This is a genomic window from Paenibacillus turpanensis (assembly GCF_011421635.1).
GTDB classification, from domain to species: Bacteria; Bacillota; Bacilli; order Paenibacillales; family YIM-B00363; genus Paenibacillus_AK; species Paenibacillus_AK turpanensis.
The window spans coordinates 111435-129588 of record NZ_WTLI01000002.1; the positions used below are offsets into that span (position 1 = coordinate 111435).

The following is an 18154-nucleotide window of genomic DNA, read 5'->3' on the forward strand; positions in this document are numbered from 1 at the left end:
CATCTTCTACAAAGACTACAATTTACACAATTGCTTTGCAGTCTAGGCGGACAATTGTCCGATTTCTATATCGAATGTTACCGGACAATTGTCCGGTTGTCAATCGTGGACAAGTATGTAGTGGAGGAGCCTGAACTAATGCCCGTTAACCGAAGAGATGCACAAGAGACAAGCGATCTGATTCTTCAAGCGGCCGCCGACCTATTCAACCGTCATGGCATCGAGGCCGTCAGCATGCATCAAATTGCGAAAGCAGCCGGCGTAGGACAAGGCACATTGTACCGCCGCTATGCTAACAAAGGCGATTTATGTATGGAGCTGCTTAAAGACAGCTTTCTCGTCTTTTGCAGCCGGCTGGATGAAACGGTTTCCAAAATGGCCGATGAGCCTGCACAGGAACGGTTATATACGATTTTCCGCCAATTAATTCCACACACCGTGGAAAATGCAAAATGGATAGTAGAAATTCAAGCCCATCAAAGACACGGTGATCCGAAACCGGATTTCTTTCAATCCGAGCCATACCGCATCTTACTTCGGTTGATTACGAATCAAATCGAAGAAATTCAAACCATGGGCAGCACTGCCTTTTTGCATGACCCTGCTTTTACAGCACATATATTGATCTCCTCTTTATCCCCCCATACCGTGCTGCATTTGCAGCATCAGTGCGGATATACGACAGATGAAATTTCCGAGCGTTTTTGCGCTTCTTTCATTCGTCCCTTAATACGTTAACAGCAAAAAAACCGCTCCTGAAAGAGTTTTCCCTCTCTCGGAGCGGTTTCCTATTTTCCTATCGCCTAACCAACGGTTTTCAGCCGCTCTGCAATAGAAAATTCATCTGGATAAAACATAATATATTCTGAAATGCCGACAGCACGAAACAGCTTTTCCTGCAAGTTATTGATGCCAAAGCCGAATAGCAGCAGTCCTTCGTCATTGGCCGAGCGGATTAATCTAATCACAATAGAGATTCCTGCACTATTGATATACTCCACCCTCGTAAAATCAAAAACAATCGATTTCACTTCGTTGGAGACCGCCTTCCAGTCCGTAACCCCAAGCAAAGTTTCCTCTGCCAGTTTATTCAATTCACCAACAAGCTCGATAACCGCATACTGCTCCTTGCAATGTGTCAGATAATGAAATCCTTTTTCCGGCATACTTATAAAATTCCTTTCTTGAATCGTAATTCCGTACAAAACCGGTTTGCTTGATCCGTCCAAGTTTGAATTTCATCCGAAAATTGATGCATTAAATAGATGCCCCAGCCTCTCGGCTGGCTTTCCGTTAATTTATAAGAGATATGAGGTGTTTTCGCCTTCGAATAATCGAATCCGGGGCCCTCATGACATACCTTCACACTGTAATGCACATCATTCATTGATAACGAAACCTTTATTTTGTTGCCTTCCTGACCTTTGCTCCCGTGCTCAATTGCATTAATGCAGCATTCCGCTACAGATATTAATATATCGTCTTTACGGGGCGATTCGCGTAATATAGAGGCCAGATCCCGAAGCACGCTCACTTCTTCTCCAAGAGTGCTTTGAATCGTCCAGTTATAGCGATTTGTGCGATCCATGGCTCCACCTTCCGCGAATGATAATGTAACTCCTCTCATTTTATCTCCGCTCAGTAACAAAACCATTACATATATTGCAGAAGCAGCCTCGTCTCTTCCATGGGCTCCATGTCCAGCTCCTTGCGCAGCAGCGACTCCAGCTGTTTATACCAAAACATGGCTTCCCCTGACTTCCCCTTACTTATCAATACAGCAATCAATCCTTGATAAAATTCTTCCTGCAGAGGGTCGTAATTCACAGCCTGCTTGTACACAGCCTCCGCTTCTTCCAGACGGTTCGTCTGCACTGCATACTCGCCTAATCTCCGGAAAACCTCAAGCTGCTTCAGGAAAAGTTCATCTTGAAACCGATGAATCCATTCCGCCCCCTCAATATTTGTAAAAATGGGCTGAAACAGCTCGGAAGCCTGACGATATAAGGTGAACGCCTCATCACGATTCGAAATCCATAGGGCTTCGCCGCTTTGAAGCATAAGTAAATACTGATTAATGTCAAAATGGATCTCCAAAACCGGATTAATATAGATCAGTCCGTTCTCCTGAATTACGATCGGCTTTACCTTGATATGCTCACCTAAGCTGGAGTTTATGGAATGAACGGTAACATTGATCTGGTTTAGCGCCTTTTTGTAATCGTGATTTGGGAAAAAATCTTCAACCGCCTTTTCCTTCGTGCAAGAAAATTTCGGCTGTAAAAGCAAGTAGATAAACAGATCTCGCGCTCTTTTTCTAGTCCATTGTATCGGATAGCTTCCATCCGGCCCATGGATTTGAAACGAACCAAATCCAAAGACCTGTATACCCGGAGCCGCGCTTTCCGCAACCATTCCATCGGTAGCAGAGTGCTGATCGACAAGCGTTTTATGAGAAGGAAGGCGGCATTGCTGATACAAATGTATTGATCGTTGGACATACTCATGCGAGTCCTTCATTTGCGTAACTCTTGCTACACTAATCAAAAACTGGATACCCACATCATCATAAACAACAGGCTGAGACAGGCGCTCACAGCCGCTCCCTTGACCTATACCTGAAGCTGACGCTGCCAATCGAAGAAGCGCGCAAACTAGACATTGATAGTAATACGGAATTTGTTGAATCTCCTGCTCTAAATCTTTATCCTGCTCAAGCAAGACAGTCCAATTCTGCTTCATGTAAAGATAAGAAATCGTGACGGGGTAGATCCAATATTTCTGTTTAGAGTCAAAAGACAGTCGGTTTACAACTAATGTGTAATTTTCTTCCCAGCATTCCGGGTTTCGCAGAATCCTCGGCCTCAGATTGGCTTCTACTAGAACGATAGACATTCCTTTAGGGTCATTTTCCTTTAAATACAGCTGAAATGCTTCCTCCAGGTATACTCCACAGGGCTGGAGAAGTTCCGTATAGTGCTCGCCTAAAGAAATCGTATAGGGAACCACACCGCTGCATACGATTTCTTTTCTGCTATATTCCTGGTCCAAATACTGAATCTGAACCACAAATTCTTCGATATTGCCGATTCGTAGATTCGCTTGGGCGATTAAAGCAAGCACCCCTAGGAAATCTTCATGAAGAGAGTAGGAAGCAAACATTCGCAGCGCCGATGTTAAGAATTCAATGGAAGATTGCACACTTCCATTCTCTAGTGCAGCTTGTCCCCAGTAGCGCGATAGGTAAGGCGATACAATAACATATTGATTCGGCACCTGCACCATGAGCTCGTGAGGTATGTCTTGGCCGTTCCGGATGCATTTTTCGAGAAAAAATGCCCCTTCCATATATTGCTTGCGTTGTATTAATCGTTCTGCTTGGTGCAGCATAAAATCGCCTCACACTTTTCTCGCATGAAATGGATGGTATGTCGTAGCTTCACGAATTCTATAAGATGGCTTCCGAATGGAGCCGATTCTTTCACTCGTAAAAAGGAACGGCGGTACTACGTTAGGAATGCTTAGCGAAGTGAAGAAAACTTCTGGGGGTTGGACAGTCAGCGGTTCGTGTTATTGCGGTGTATTGCATTATAGAGCCGTACATGTGGATTTATGTAAAGAGCTCAGTGTTCAATTCAGGATGATCTCCAACAATCGACGTTTTCTACTTTATTATACTAACATATTTCCCAGTGTAAACATATGTAAAGAAATTCACAGAAACAGGAAATCCCCCCTGGGCACCCAGAGGGGATCATTTGCAGACAAAATTAGAAATTTATTGATCAGCTTCAGCTGAAACAGGCCTTACCGTTAATGAGCTAAAGAACATACTAAATCGTTCACACCAGCTTACTGCGGCTTCATAGGACATAATCGGGGATAATCTCGTTTGTTTGTAATATACCGCATACATCGTTAAACACCTGCTTTATCGTTAGTTCTTCTTCACATTAATGTATATGAACGAACTATCAAGAGAATTACAAATTGATTACAAAATCTATTGCCCCGACTCTAGGATAATGGTAATATAAAGAAGTAGTCTTTCAAGATAAAAAAAGCCGGGTTCTCACTAAACCCGACTTGAAAAGAAGACTTTTTTAAGTATAATGAACTATAGTAGACATACGATTTAACTAATTAGAATATGAGTCTTCGTTTTTGTTTTCGTTGCGATAGTACTGTTAACCTGCACAGTTAATGGTTCTGTAGTCACAGAAATCGCAACGGACTCATTTTCTTTTTGGTCCCATTTCTTTCTGTCTATACCGAGTTGCTCTAATATGTCTCCGATTTCGAGACTGACTCTCTCCCTTTGACGCATAGGTCCGCCACTCCTCCTATTTCTCTTTGATAAAAAAAACCTCCCTACTGAATCGATATTCGTAGAAAGGGTCGGTTGCACCACCTACTCCCCACGTTCTAAGGTGCCCAAATTGGTGAACGTAGATCATCGCATCCCATCAAAGATGACTTATTTAGTTGTCCATGTTACAAATTGTCACAAGAATATTTTACCACATCACCCATAGTCGCTGTCTGTCGAAACACGGGGGTTTTTTCTCGATTTCTTTGTCGAATCCAATCGACAGATCAATATGTTTTCGACAGGGTCTCTTGTAAGCTGCTTTCGAACCTCTCGTTGATGATTGCCCTCTTCAGCTGATGTGCAACTCTCCTCTTCTCTCTCTTCTACTATACACAAGCCCGATTACACTCCTATTACGATGCATTGCCTCCGCGAACGAATGCATACCCGAAGCTGTTCTCTTAGCCTAACCAGGAAAATAAAGTGTTTTTCGGCGCTCGCTCTTCCTCAGCTTCTATGGAAGGAAACAAACGATGCACTTGTGACAGGTACGAGTTTGACTCTATGGCATCCTGTAATCCGCTCTCCTCGATTCGAATCGCCGCTCCTTTCGGAACCATTGGAAACAGTTTGCTGATAGCCTCATTTTTCATTCTTACGCAGCCTAACGATTCGTTTTTACCGATCGAGTGCTCATCATTCGTACCATGGACTGCCCATTGCCCAAAGGATAACCCCGCCGTCCCGTACACTCCCGATTTACGTCCTTGAGGATCGAGGACTCTTTGATCCACAGCAAATAGTCCCACAGGTGTGCTGCTCTCCTTACCTAACCCGACCTGCTCCCTCAGCGCAACGATGCTGCCGCTGCGTAATACCAGTTGATGAGTTTGTCGGTTCACTACAATTTCAACGGGTTCAAATGCAATGTTCATGGGGGAGTTGGGACGAAACATCTGCTCCGGGTCTATTTCCGTGGAATTATACGCCCATCCGCCGGTGTAATCGATCTCTGCCAACACTTTGTGGCTCTCTGATAACGGCTCCAGAGGAAGTACACTTAAATAATTATCAGGATAAACGCCAAAAAGCTCCCGGACATCGTCCGGGAGCTTTCCATGGTCTTCCTTGTATTGCAGCAGTGCCGTCCGCACCACATTCGCAGCAAACTGCGTTTCTTCTATTCGCCCGGCCTCACCCGAGGAGTTTCCTGCACTTTGATGAAAGCGAATCTTAACACTTGCATCCGTTTCCGACTTATATGCCGCTGTCACAAACGCCTGGTCCTTCAATTCGATTTCGCGAAGCGGCACTGGGGTGCCTGCGGCCTTGGCAGAAGAATATACGCCGTACAAGAGAACCTTTCTCTGTGGATGTTCGGCTGCCAATGTTACTGCATGATCATATAAAAGCCGTTCAATTTCAGCTGTAGATAGCTGGTAAGGAAGGTAAATAACAAAGGGCAGCTCTTCACTCTCGTACACCACGTCCATCCCTACGCTGGAGAAGGGACTGGCAATCTCCGCCGAACGGAGAATCGGAGCACTAATAAAGAGTAGAAAAGCAAAACAAAGACAGAGAATGGCCGCTACTAGGGTTACCCTTGCGGCAGAACGTGACGGGCTCTGCTTGGATTTTTTGAAGTGCGTCGGCGCCCCGGATGAATCCAACTTCGACGAATCCAGAGAGACGCGGATTTCCTTGTCTACTTTGGCTAGCACCGATCTGGCTTTTGAATAGTAAGGGGAAGTAGGAGTACGCAGGCATTGCGTGAGATGGAGAACACCCGCTTCCCGGTTTCCTTCACGAAGCTTTTTCAAACCGAGATGATAGTGGGCCTCGGGGCAATTCCGATCGTAATATTCTAATTTTTTCTCATAATAACGAGGATCGGCAGGATGAAGATAGAGGTTGTGCTTTAGCGGAATTACATCTTTCATTAAATGGTTTTGAAAGCGTCCTTCCCGTTGCTTGTGCTCTTCCATACTGATCGCTCTCCTTTTCCGTATATGACGATAAAATATCCCTTCTTTACCAGAAGAAAATATAGTTTATTCACGTTTATTCCTCGCATAGATCCTTTGCACGAGTAGAGCGACCATGACACCAATCATTGCTCCGGCCGCATCGATACCCACATCCACGATGGAAGGCGTTCTCTTGACTGCGTCCAATTGATTCACCTCATCTAACCCGGCAACCACCATACAGAGCACTAGAGTAAATAAAATAGAAAGCCAATTCTTTGCAATCCTAAATCGAAAAAGAAGCATAAAAAAGCAGCCAAGCACCGCATACACAAATAGATGAGACAATTTTCGGAATATGAATTCTATGAAACCATATGGATTTTTCTTAGCGTTCACATATACATGATCGTAGGAGATAACCAAATCGGGCACCCGCTCACGAAGCTCCTTAGCAGGAAGCCATGACTGCAGCTGAGGAATGATCGTTTGCTCGTAATAGGATTGAGAAGAAAAGTAAAAGATCACCGCGATCCAGCAGATTGACACCAATAAAATAAAAATACGAGTAAACTTTCCTACGCCAATCCATCCTCTCTATGTAGATCGCAACAGCGGAAAATTAAAAGGAGAGCAGGCCGCAGCTCATCCGCATACTGCCCGCTCTCCAAGCTCGTTACTTTTGAACAACTTCAAGACCGAGATACATTTTAATGTTGTCCATCAAATTCAGCACCTGATCTCTAAGTAAAGATAGCTTGTTTTGAGCTTCCTCAGCGGTTTCACCGATCACGCTGAAGTAAATTTTCAGCTTAGGCTCCGTGCCGGAAGGCCGGACAGCAAACCAAGCGCCATCGTCCAGAATGTACTTTACGACGTTCGAGCTTGGGAGATCGATTGGTTTCCGCGTGTTACTCGTTAGATGCAGCTCTGACCCCGATTGGTAATCGCTGATCGAGCTGACTCTCCAGCTTCCGATTTTGGAAATCAAATGCTCCCGCAAATAGTTGGTCATCTGGTTGATGCGGACGATCCCTTCCAGTCCTGTTAACGTGATGGAATGAAGCCCTTCCATAAAATAACCGTGCGTCCGGTAAAGCTCATCCAGCACACGGTCCAGCGTCATGCCCTTCGTTTTGTAGTAAGCTGCCATTTCACTTACTAATAAACAAGACTGAACGGCATCCTTATCCCGGACAAAAGCATCAAATAAATAACCATAGCTTTCTTCGTAGCCGAATAAAAATTGCTTTTCACCGGTTTGCTCGAATTGGGCGATCTTTTCCCCGATATACTTAAAGCCGGTTAACGTATCCATGGTTTCCACACCGTACCGGGATGCAATGACACGGCCGAGCTCGGAGGTTACGATCGTTTTCATAACGATTCCATTGGATGGCAGATCATTGCGGTACTGACGCTGCGACAATATGTAGTCCAGCATTAATGCACCGGTTTGGTTGCCCGTGAGACAAACGTACTCTCCGGAGGCCTTACGAACTGCAACGCCGACACGATCGGCATCCGGGTCCGTCCCTAGAACGATATCCGCCTCGTTTGCGGATGCGAGATCGATGGCCAGCGCAAGCGCCGCTTTCTCTTCCGGATTCGGTGAGGAAACCGTAGAAAACTCGGAGTCTGGAAGTTCCTGTTCCTTCACGGTCAGGACGTTGCGGAAACCTGCTCTGGCAAGGATTTCCCGAACGGGACGATTTCCGGAGCCATGCAGCGGGGTATAAACGATTTTGAGTGTATCCCCCGCTTCGCGGATTGCAGCTGTATTTTGAATTCCCTTGAGGAGCCGTGTGTGATAAGCCTCTTCGACTTCATGGCCAATCGAAATGTACAGCTCCTTTTCAATCGCCTCGGCTTTGTCCATAACGCGTACAGTCAGCTCATTTTCGACCCGATCTACAGCTTCGGTAATCGCATCGGCCGCTGCAGGCGGAAGCTGGCATCCATCCTCGCCGTACACCTTATAGCCATTATATTCCGGCGGGTTATGACTAGCGGTGATGACAATTCCAGCAGCCGTTCCCAAATGCCGGACGGCAAATGAAAGCAGCGGCGTTGGACGCAGCTCGTCAAAAACATAAGCGCGAACACCATTCTCCGCAAGCACCAGCGCTGCTTCATCGGCAAATTCCTTGGAGAATCGTCTGGAATCATAGGCGATGGCTACTCCCCGCTCGGGTGCGCTGCCGCCAAGCTGGTTGAGATAGTCCGCCAGCCCCTTCGTCACTTTCCGCACTGTGAACATATTGATCCGATTCGTGCCCGCTCCGATTTCCGCACGTAAGCCTCCGGTGCCAAAGGCGAGTTGGCTGCCAAAGCATTCCTTAATTGCAGCCTCGTCCATTTGAGCCAGCTCCTGCTTCATCCAAGCAGGCATGTCCGCCATGCTCCAACGCTTGTATGCGTCAAAAGGAACTGTATACGTAAGCTGTGTTTGTTCTAACATGGCTTCTTTCCTCTCCTTCGAAGACCTTTGTGCAAGCTTCTTTTTTCTCTTTGAATAGCTTTTGCGGTTATATTCCCGCACTTTATCCTTGTTCTTTTGCCGCCACTGCCGGATATATTCAATAATTTCGCGCTGCGATCTAGGCTTCTTGCTTCGTTTCGGGGCAGGCTCAACATGAAGGCCGCTGACACAATGACTTAGCTTAACGAACAGGTCGTAAGCCTTCTTTTTCCCGTACACAGAAGCATATGTTCTGCCTTTATACGTGATCAGCCATCTTGAGGTATAGCTTCGATTTTGCAAAACAATGGTTCAACTCCATTCATGAACAAAACTGCAGCAACTAGTCCAACACACTTCAATTGCCTAACGTTAATCACAGAGCCTTGCTGCCTGTTCGCCACCAATATCTTCTAAACATTTAATTGTCCGGATCCTTCGTTACGCCAGACAGGGAAACGGCAGTTTTGTCATTTCGGCTTCACCCAAAGTTTTACATCTCTCTCTATAGGTATATCTTCAAACTATGGTGCCCCCCGTCTTAAGCGACGACCTCACACTCCCTAAGGATTGCCCTATGACCGCTCTTCGCACCCATTGGCCAATTCGTGCCGGATGATACGGCTTCACAACGACATTCCGCGCTTGTTCCGTAACCGCTTCATCGAAACTGATTCTTGGAATGCGATGGTATTGTTTTTGCAATTGGACCTGGCGGATCGGCAGTTCATAATGAATCATGTGGTGAATCATGTAATTTAACTGAAATGCAAATACCCCGCAGCTCCAAAGCGCATTTTGCTCCAAAAGAGCTTGAGCTTCGGAAGTACGAGGTCGGTTCACAAACTGCGAAACGTTAATATAAGCTGGCTGGAACTCGTGATGGTAAGTTTCACTGGGGATAATGTACCCAAAATCCTCCGATGGATGTGTCGGCCTCATTCCGAGTAAAGCCAAATCCTGTTTACTTGTCCGCAAAGTGACTTCGAGCTGCTCCAGGATTGAAAAAAAGGCATCTTCAACGACAAGATCAGCCGGTAAAACGATAATGATTTCACTTAAGCCGACTTGAGCTTCCGAATATAAGTGACTTACAGCAAGCAGAGTCTCGGCGTATGTATGGTGGCGATGCGGTGCAATAATCACATTGGCCTGTTCGCCGAACTGTGATTGAAGGAGCTGCGCCTGTTTACTGTTGGTCACCACCAACGTATCCTTCTGCAAGTCGGCCTGCCCAATTTGCCGCCATAAGCGCTGCACCATCGATTCCTGCTTCGATTTAGGAGAAGCAAGCACTGGCTGCAGCGTTAAGGGATGCTCATCCTCGTTTTTAAGTAAGCGCTTACTTGCACCCTCAGACAGTAACACAATTTTCATCTATACACTCCTTGCTTGGACAAGCGTTTGTATAAGAAATCATGTGCTGCCGACCGCTGCCATGAACCTCATTTGACAAGCCCAAAAGGCTCCGCCCTGACAGAGGAGCCTTCTAGACTTCGCAAATCGAACCGCTGTTTATACGGCAACAACCTCGGATACTCCGGTGTTTTCCGAAGTGGTAATGCCTACACCTTCATAAGCAAAACCGAGCGCTTGCAGCTCCGCTTGATTGAGGAAGTTCCGTGTGTCTAAAATATATGGCTGCTTCATGGAAGAGAACACTTCATTCCACCGCAGTACATTGTACTCATCCCAATGCGTTAACAAAACAAGAGCGTCGCTGTTTGCCGCCACCTGATGCGCATCCTCACAGTACTGCACATCCAAGTTGGAATTTAACGCCTGGAACATTTCCATCCCCTGTGGATCATGGACCTTCACACGCGCACCGACATTGATCAAATCGTTGATAATGACCGAGGCTTGTGTCTTGCGGGCATCGTCTGTATTCGGTTTAAAAGTAAGACCGAGAATACCGACCGTTTTGCCGTTAAGGGATTTTAAACGGCGCTTAATTTTGTCGACGACGAAGTTGTGCATTTGCACGTTGGACTCTACCGCTGCTTCTACCACAGTAAGCTCGCAGCCGTATTTGCGGCTTGTCGCCAGCAGCTCCGCTGTATCCTTCGGGAAGCAGCTTCCGCTCCAGCCGCTGGATACTTGCAGGAATTTATTGCCGATTCGGGAGTCAAGGCCCATACCGGTTGCAACCGAGGTTACGTTAGCACCAAGCACCTCGCACAATCTAGCCATCTCGTTGATGTAGCTGATCTTAACGGCAAGGAATGCATTGGATGCGTATTTGATCATTTCCGCGCTTTTTACGTCGGTTTCGAAATAGACCGGCTGTGTAACTGGAATTTGATGCGGGAATATGAAATCCTGGCTCTTCTCCGCATAACCGATACGGTTTACAAGGTTATGATAAAGGTTCTTCATAACCAAACCAGCACGCTCGTGGTCTGCGCCGATGACGATACGATCCGGGAAGAATACGTCTTCTAACGCGTAGCCTTCGCGCAAAAATTCTGGATTGCTGACCACGGCAAAGTGAACATTCGGCTTCAGCCCGGACGTTTCTTCAATAATGGAAGAAACGAGATCCGCCGTACCTACAGGTACCGTCGATTTATTGACGATAACCGTATATTGATTTGGATTAAGATGACGGCCGATGCCCTCCGCCGCAAGCTTAATAAATTTCAGATCAGCTGTACCATCCGGCTTCGAAGGAGTGCCTACTCCGACGAAGACTACATCCGCATCATGAATGCAGCTGTAATCCGTCGTTGCAAACAATGTTTTGCCAATATAAGTGGAGATGAGATGATCCAGACCCGGCTCGTAAATCGGGCTTTTTCCGGAATTCATCAGCCCTACTTTTTTTTCATCGATATCCAACACCGTCGTCTTATGGCCGAGAACCGCAAATGCGGTCCCCGTTACGCTTCCAACATATCCCGATCCGATACATACAACATTCATCTCTATATCCTCCTCTATGTGTAAATAGCAATAGGTCTTCGTTCGTTATCGTGGTTAACCGATTAGACTGCTTCTACTTTTTCAAGCACCAGGCGCTCTCTGTACACTTCGATGGTGCGCTGAAGTCCTTCCTCAAGCGCAACGAGCGGTTCCCAGCCAAGGATTGCTTTTGCCTTGTCAATAACCGGACGGCGAACCTTCGGGTCATCCTTCGGCAGTTCGTGGAACGTAATTTGGCTGGAGGTGCCCGTCAGGCTCTGAACCATCAATGCAACATCCATGATGGAATACTCTGTTGGGTTGCCGACATTAATGATTTCGCCGGTTGCTTCATCCGAATCCATCATTAGACGGAACGCCCGAAGCGTATCGTCAACATAGCAGAACGAACGCGTTTGGCTGCCGTCACCGTATACGGTAATATCTTCACCGGTAAGCGCCTGCGTAACAAAGTTGGAAATGACGCGCCCATCGTCATTACGGAGTCCAGCAGAGTAAGTATTAAAAATGCGCACCACCTTGGTGCGCACGCCGTACAAACGATGATATTCATAGCAGAATACTTCGCCAAGACGTTTTGCTTCGTCATAGCATGCACGCGGCCCCCATGTATTTACGTTGCCGCGGTACTCCTCCGGCTGTGGGTGAACTTCCGGGTCGCCATAAGCTTCGCTTGTGCTCGCATACAAGATTTTTGCATCATTTCTGCGTGCAAGCTCAAGCATGTTTTGGGTACCGATCGTATTTACATAGATCGTGTCGATCGGTGCCGCTTGGTAAAATTTTGGAGAAGCCGGCGAGGCCAGGTGATAAATTTCGTCTACCCCTTGCAGCTCCGGCAATTCGATAATGTATTTTTCCGATACATCAAACTGAATGAAAGAAAAAAGAGGATTGTCTTTGACATCCTCTAGGTTCGAAGCTTTTCCAGTTGATAAATTATCGATGCCGACAACCCGGTGTCCTTGGTTAAGTAATTCCTTTGTTAAGTGGGAGCCGAGGAAGCCGGCCGCTCCGGAAATGACGATTTTTTTCATGGTATTCTCTCCTCCAAAATTTTATATTTATCCAAATGATTGTTCGCGTTCCTGGCCGTTCGGCATTAAGGTAGGCAAACGTCGTACCCCGGTAAATTCACCAAATAGAGTCAACAGGTAGAGCGGATTGAGATAAAGATATCTCTTCCACAAGCGAGCTGGCTCTTGCGTTAAACGGAAGAACCACTCGAGACCGCGTTTCTGCATCCATGCTGGTGCCTGCTTCAATGTTCCCGCATGAAAGTCAAACGCGGCACCGACAGCTAACAGAGGCATGCGCAGCAAATCGCGATATTCATATGCCCAGACCTCTTGTCTCGGACAGCCTAATCCGACGAATACCATTTTTGCTCCGCTCGCTTTAATGCGTTCCGTAACTTCCTTCTTTTCCTCAGGCGTTAGCTTACGGAATTTCGACGGCTCCATTCCTGCAATCTGCAATCCCGGGTACTTCTTCTGAAGATTAACTGAGAATTTTTCCAGCGTTTCAAGCTTACTACCGTATAAGTAAACCGGAAGTCCGTGTTTTGCCGCTGCGGCTGCTGTACGAAGAGTAAGCTCCGGTCCGTAAACGCGTTCTTTTAAGCCTGTTCTATGAACAAGATTCAACCCCCAACGAACAGGCTGTCCGTCAGGGAGAACAAGATCAAGTCCGTTCAACCTGCGGCGATGCTCTTCATCAAGGCAGCCCGTCATTACTCCATGAACCGCAAGGGCGGAAACCGCACAGGGTTCCCCGGCCTTTGCTGCATCGACGATACGCTGTACCGCCTGCTCATAATCCATGGCGTTCACTTTAACGCCGCAAATGGAATGCCTTCCGCGATCGATCATACGCCAACACTCCAGCGCTCTTTGTTTTCTTCAACGATCCCTTCGATAATCATGCGGATATGGTTATACTGCTGCTTCCATTCCGGATAATGCTCTTGGAATTTTGCTAAATCGGATACATACCATTGGTGATCGCCAGCACGCGCCTGATCGGAATAGGTATAGGAAAGCTTGCGTCCTGTAATTTCTTCCGTAATAGCAATCGCCTCAAGCATCGAAACGTTGGATGCTCTGCCACCGCCGAGGTTGTATACTTGACCGCCGGTACGCGGATTTTGGAAAAAGGCGTGGAATGCCGAGATAACATCGCTCGAATGAATCACGTCGCGTACCTGTTTACCTTTATATCCGAAAATGGTGTAAGGAGTACCCGTCATGACACACTTCACCAGGTAATTCGTAAAACCATGAAGCTGAACGCCAGATTGCTTTGAACCGCTCAGCACGCCACCGCGGAAGCAAACCGTTTTGAAGTTGAAGTATCTTCCATACTCTTGTACGAGAACGTCGGCCGCAAGCTTCGAGGCTCCAAACAGGGAGTGCATGCTTTGGTCAACACTCATTTCCTCGGAAATACCATTCTTAAATTGATGGTTCGGGTCAATTTCCCAACGTGTTTCTAACTCAATTAATGGAAGTGTGTTCGGGCGGTCGCCGTACACTTTGTTCGTTGAGGTGAAAATAAAAACTGCTTCAGGACAATGCTTTCTCATCGCCTCAAGCAGGTTTAATGTTCCATTTGCATTTACGCCGAAATCCGTGAATGGATCGCGTGCCGCCCAATCATGAGAAGGCTGTGCCGCTGTATGAATGATCAACGAAATATCGCTGCCGAATTTTTCAAACAAATCGCTTACTGCGTCGGCATCACGGATGTCTACGTTGAAATGCTCGTAATTTTTACCGAGGCTTCCTTCGAGACGCTGGCGATTCCAAACTGTCGAGCCTTCCGTCCCGAAGAACACCTCACGCATGTTGTTGTCGATCCCGACAACCTTATAGCCTAATCCTGCATAAAACTCTGTTGCTTCCGAACCGATTAAGCCTGCAGAACCTGTGATGATTACGATTGACATGGAAAATCCCTCCACTATATTTTTATTTGGATGCTGCTGTTGCTGGTTGGTTGTTTGATAATGAAGACAATTCACGATTCCCGGTATGCTTCATCTGGAAGAAAATCCACATTTTCCAAAATGTTGATTTCGGCAAAAATGCGATTGCGTTCCAGAATAACAAAAATGCGACCTTATGCTTAAATCCCAGAAATGGATCTTTAAGTAAAGCCGCATTAAACAAAGCAAGTTGCTTTAACCATTTGGCGAAAGGCTCTTCCATACGTACAAGAACAAATTTGTGCCTCATAAAGTACGAATTGTTTGCCAGCGTCTTTTCTAGCTTAAGATGAGTAAGAATTTTTGATTGCGTAGCCATAGTCCTTTGTAATCCGCTGATGGAGGTAAGCCTCTTTACATACTGACTGCCATTATGCTGCCTATATTCAGCTAATGGCTCATCCATAGCGAAAACATTTGCTTTAAGAGAGGCCGAGATGGATAAATACGCATCGGCGGCGCTTGGTAAACCGTAAAGAGGCGAGGGATGAATTTCGAAAAATACTTCTCTCCTAAAAGTTAAGCCGGATGTCGGCGGCGCAACATTTCTTCCATTTTTCAGGATACTCTTCTTAATATCCCCGTGACTAATCTTGGCCGCTTTCGGTCGCACTTCTCCTTCGCCTTCACCCGCGGAATTAATGACATATAAAGGGTGGCCGAGTAAACCAACCTCTTTCTCACGAAGAAACACTTCCAACACCTTACGAATCTTTTGCGGCAAAAAGCGATCATCCGAATCCAGCAAACATACATACTCCCCAGTTATCAAGGGCAATGAATTCTGATAGGCAGCCGCTTGACCGCTATTCTCTTGGTACTGGTATTTCACTGTTACCTTGGCCGGATTGAGGTCTATAAAATCCTCAACGACCTGCCGGGTTCCGTCAACCGAGCCGTCATCCATAACTACAATCTCAATATGAGTCCCAATCCCATGCTGCTCAAGATCGTCGGCATTTGCAAACACGCTTTTAACAGCTTCGCCGATATAGGCTTCATGGTTATAGGTTGCGATCAGTACCGTGACAACGGAAGGATAGGAACCTGTTTCTCGACTCAAGCGACTCCCTCCTTTACAGTTTGATTGGTCTCTCTCTTATAGACAACCTGGATAAAATACAATCCGAAGAAGAAGAGCCACATAAAATAAGGGTATCCTGTTGGTTGCAGCGTTAGGCCGTATATAGTGATGTAAAGGTAATATACGATTAACGAAAGGCGGCCGTACGTATTTACTTTTCTCCACACAAAATACAGTGAACAGTACAAAATCATGTTGTAAAGCACTACCCCTAGCAATCCGGTGACGAGAAACATTCGCAGCAGATCGTTATGAGGCTCGAATTTCTCATAGCCGATGCCTACAAGCTTCCCCCCCCAGCCAACAGATCCCATTTCCTCAAAGGTCATTTTGTATTTTTCCCCTCTACCTCTAAGGAAATCGTCACTCTTGGGATTAAACACATCCGGGTTGTTAAAAACTACCGATAAGGTATCAATGCTTTTTTGAAAAGCATCGATAACGGCCGTTTTCGCAAAGAATAATCCGACGGTCATTATCGACATGATTAGGAAAAATGCTACGAGCCCTTCCATTTTTACACGCGTTTTATTCACAATGAAATAATGATAGAGTTCATAGATAACGATGACTAAAACTAATATAATGAGTGAAGTCCGATGAGTCGAAATCAGCGTTGTGATCGCTAGAACCCCAGTAAAGCCATTTTTAAACCATAAGGTTACTTGTCCTTTTGAGTGCATAAGATACAGTAATATCTGGTTAAAAATGAGGAGTCGGGCCAGCGAGTTTGGCTGAAAGTATCCACCGGAAGGGCGCCCTACCCAAGCATTATTCACGTAGTCAAAATACGTATAAGGGTAATAACCGAGGAACTGCAGCCAAGAGATCGCGATGGGAACCAGCGTGCATAAGAAAAGCAGTTTCGTCGCTTTATATAGCATTTTCTCATCAACGAGGTTTCTCCCAAAATTGCTGATCAGCAGTAGAAGCACTGGTGAAAATCCGACCACAAATCTGCTGAAATCTACGATCGTAGCACCTCTGTTATCACTGAAAAAGACGTTATACGTAAAAAGAATACATAAATAAATAAATGAAGAAACAATGACGACCGATAGGCCGTTCATTTCCTTCAAATAATGGTAACAACAGAGCAAGATCACTCCCGCAGCTAAAATTCCGACGATTCCACCCGCGTTAATCCCGCTGCCGTCGTATTTTCCCTCTAAATCTATAATAGGACGTAGGCAGAAAAATAGGATGACAATGCTTACCAGTAAACTCTTCTTTGGCGATTCCACTGGATAGTACAACATCTCACCCCCTACCTTTGAGCCGGAGTATATCCGCCCGCTATCGTTTCCTCGTAGATTTGTTCCAGCTTGGCCGTTTGCTGCCGGATATCGAATAAGTCTCTTACTCTGCGATAACCATTGTCACTAAATCTCTTCCATGCCTCTTGATCGGTTAATAAGTAGTGAATATGCTCAGCCAGCTGCTTATCATCCTTCTCCTCTGCCAGAAGGGCAGTTTCTCCGTCCAATACCGCTTCAGGAATTCCGCCGGTTTTGAAACTAACTACCGGAACACCCATGGCGTTTGCCTCCGCAAAAACCATTCCGAACCCTTCCGCATCACCGTTTTCAGCAATAATGCTGGGCACGCTAAACAGCTTGGCTTTATTCATCCAAGCTTTAATTTCCTTCGGAGGCTGAAAACCAAGAAAACGGAATTTTTTGAGCTTATTTTTTGCCTCAAGCTCAAGTTCAGAGCGCAGCGGGCCATCACCGATAACGATGAGTTCAACATCAGGACAGCGTTGTTGAACCTCAGCCATCGCGGATATCAGATAGGAGCATCCTTTCTTTTCTACAAGTCTCCCGACAAAAAGAACAATATCTTCGCGTGGAACATCTGGAATTGGTGTAAATTTGTCAATATCAATGCCTATATAGTGCTGAATGATATGCTCCGGATCAAAACCGGATTCTACCATCTTCTGCTTGATAAAATGCGAAACGGCTATGTATCTTGCTTTGCTTGCTTGAAGCTGGTTCTTTTTTTTCGCATAATTCCGGTGACTAAAAATTTTTGACTTAAGTGCATACTCATCGTAGACCGTTGCATCGTACCCATGAAAAGTAACTAAAAGCGGTATGGACAGTTTTTCTGCCAATGGCAGTACGGTTAGTCCATCAGGACCAAAATGTGCATGAATCAGACGCGGCTTATGCCTTTTTAAGGTCTTCGCGATCCCCAGATCGGCCTGTATCGCTTTAAATGCGATCTGCTTCATCTTCCCGTAAGTCGAACCATCATTTACAATATAGGTTTTTTCCTTCGGTAAGGAGATCCCTTTGTCATTACGCAGACCAACGTAAAGAGGTGAAAACTGAGTTAGCCGTTCCCCTTGCTCTCTTATAAATGTCTCAGAGGGAGGCAGCAGTAGGTCGCGAAAAATAATTACAGTACTCAT

General features: G+C 46.0%; 15 protein-coding genes and 1 riboswitch. Of the genes, 1 reads left to right on the forward strand and 14 read right to left on the reverse strand.

All coding sequences use genetic code 11. The features are described 5' to 3' along the window. The first annotated feature begins 105 nt into the window (after positions 1-105). Positions 106-738 carry a TetR family transcriptional regulator gene (locus tag GQS10_RS02150; protein ID WP_166238536.1) on the forward strand — a complete coding sequence of 211 codons (633 nt, stop codon included), beginning with the start codon at positions 106-108 and terminating at the stop codon, positions 736-738. A 65-nt stretch (positions 739-803) separates the two neighbouring features. Here GQS10_RS02150 and GQS10_RS02155 read toward each other — a convergent pair whose 3' ends face one another. The 14 genes from GQS10_RS02155 to GQS10_RS02220 all read right to left on the reverse strand — a co-directional run bounded on the left by GQS10_RS02155 (position 804) and on the right by GQS10_RS02220 (position 18154). Beyond that, positions 804-1166, reverse strand: a complete 363-nt coding sequence (locus GQS10_RS02155; RefSeq protein ID WP_166238538.1) for an STAS domain-containing protein — start codon at positions 1164-1166, stop codon at positions 804-806. A gap of 2 nt (positions 1167-1168) precedes the next feature. Next, a complete protein-coding gene (locus GQS10_RS02160; protein WP_166238540.1) occupies positions 1169-1588 on the reverse strand; it encodes an ATP-binding protein in 420 nt (139 codons plus the stop codon). A 65-nt stretch (positions 1589-1653) separates the two neighbouring features. Continuing rightward, entirely contained in the window at positions 1654-3390 is a 1737-nt protein-coding gene (locus tag GQS10_RS02165) for an AfsR/SARP family transcriptional regulator (RefSeq protein WP_166238542.1), read from the reverse strand. Between the two features lie 997 nt (positions 3391-4387). After that, a riboswitch (cyclic di-GMP riboswitch) is annotated at positions 4388-4473 on the reverse strand. Positions 4474-4773: 300 nt separating this feature from the next. Next, positions 4774-6297 carry a L,D-transpeptidase gene (locus GQS10_RS02170; RefSeq protein WP_166238544.1) on the reverse strand — a complete coding sequence of 508 codons (1524 nt, stop codon included), beginning with the start codon at positions 6295-6297 and terminating at the stop codon, positions 4774-4776. Between the two features lie 66 nt (positions 6298-6363). Then, entirely contained in the window at positions 6364-6828 is a 465-nt protein-coding gene (locus GQS10_RS02175) for a VanZ family protein (RefSeq protein WP_166238546.1), read from the reverse strand. A gap of 127 nt (positions 6829-6955) precedes the next feature. Then, the gene (locus tag GQS10_RS02180; protein ID WP_166238912.1) at positions 6956-8740 is read right to left on the reverse strand and encodes a phospho-sugar mutase; all 1785 of its coding nucleotides are present in this window, start codon (positions 8738-8740) and stop codon (positions 6956-6958) included. A gap of 519 nt (positions 8741-9259) precedes the next feature. Continuing rightward, positions 9260-10117 (reverse strand): sugar phosphate nucleotidyltransferase, encoded by an 858-nt coding sequence (locus GQS10_RS02185; protein ID WP_166238548.1) that lies wholly within the window; start codon positions 10115-10117, stop codon positions 9260-9262. Between the two features lie 138 nt (positions 10118-10255). Further along, positions 10256-11665, reverse strand: a complete 1410-nt coding sequence (locus GQS10_RS02190) for a UDP-glucose dehydrogenase family protein (RefSeq protein WP_166238550.1) — start codon at positions 11663-11665, stop codon at positions 10256-10258. 62 nt (positions 11666-11727) lie between these two features. Next, on the reverse strand, positions 11728-12702 hold the full coding sequence (locus tag GQS10_RS02195; protein ID WP_166238552.1) for a UDP-glucuronic acid decarboxylase family protein: 975 nt from the start codon (positions 12700-12702) through the stop codon (positions 11728-11730). A gap of 27 nt (positions 12703-12729) precedes the next feature. After that, positions 12730-13536: a WecB/TagA/CpsF family glycosyltransferase gene (locus GQS10_RS02200; protein WP_166238554.1), complete on the reverse strand. Its 807-nt coding sequence runs from the start codon at positions 13534-13536 to the stop codon at positions 12730-12732. Continuing rightward, a complete protein-coding gene (locus GQS10_RS02205) occupies positions 13533-14612 on the reverse strand; it encodes an NAD-dependent epimerase/dehydratase family protein (RefSeq protein WP_166238556.1) in 1080 nt (359 codons plus the stop codon). Before GQS10_RS02205 ends, GQS10_RS02200 begins: the two co-directional genes overlap by 4 nt. 22 nt (positions 14613-14634) lie before the next feature. Continuing rightward, positions 14635-15714: a glycosyltransferase gene (locus tag GQS10_RS02210; protein ID WP_166238558.1), complete on the reverse strand. Its 1080-nt coding sequence runs from the start codon at positions 15712-15714 to the stop codon at positions 14635-14637. After that, positions 15711-16991 carry a hypothetical protein gene (locus GQS10_RS02215; RefSeq protein ID WP_166238560.1) on the reverse strand — a complete coding sequence of 427 codons (1281 nt, stop codon included), beginning with the start codon at positions 16989-16991 and terminating at the stop codon, positions 15711-15713. Before GQS10_RS02215 ends, GQS10_RS02210 begins: the two co-directional genes overlap by 4 nt. Before the next feature lie 11 nt (positions 16992-17002). Further along, entirely contained in the window at positions 17003-18154 is a 1152-nt protein-coding gene (locus GQS10_RS02220; RefSeq protein ID WP_166238562.1) for a glycosyltransferase, read from the reverse strand.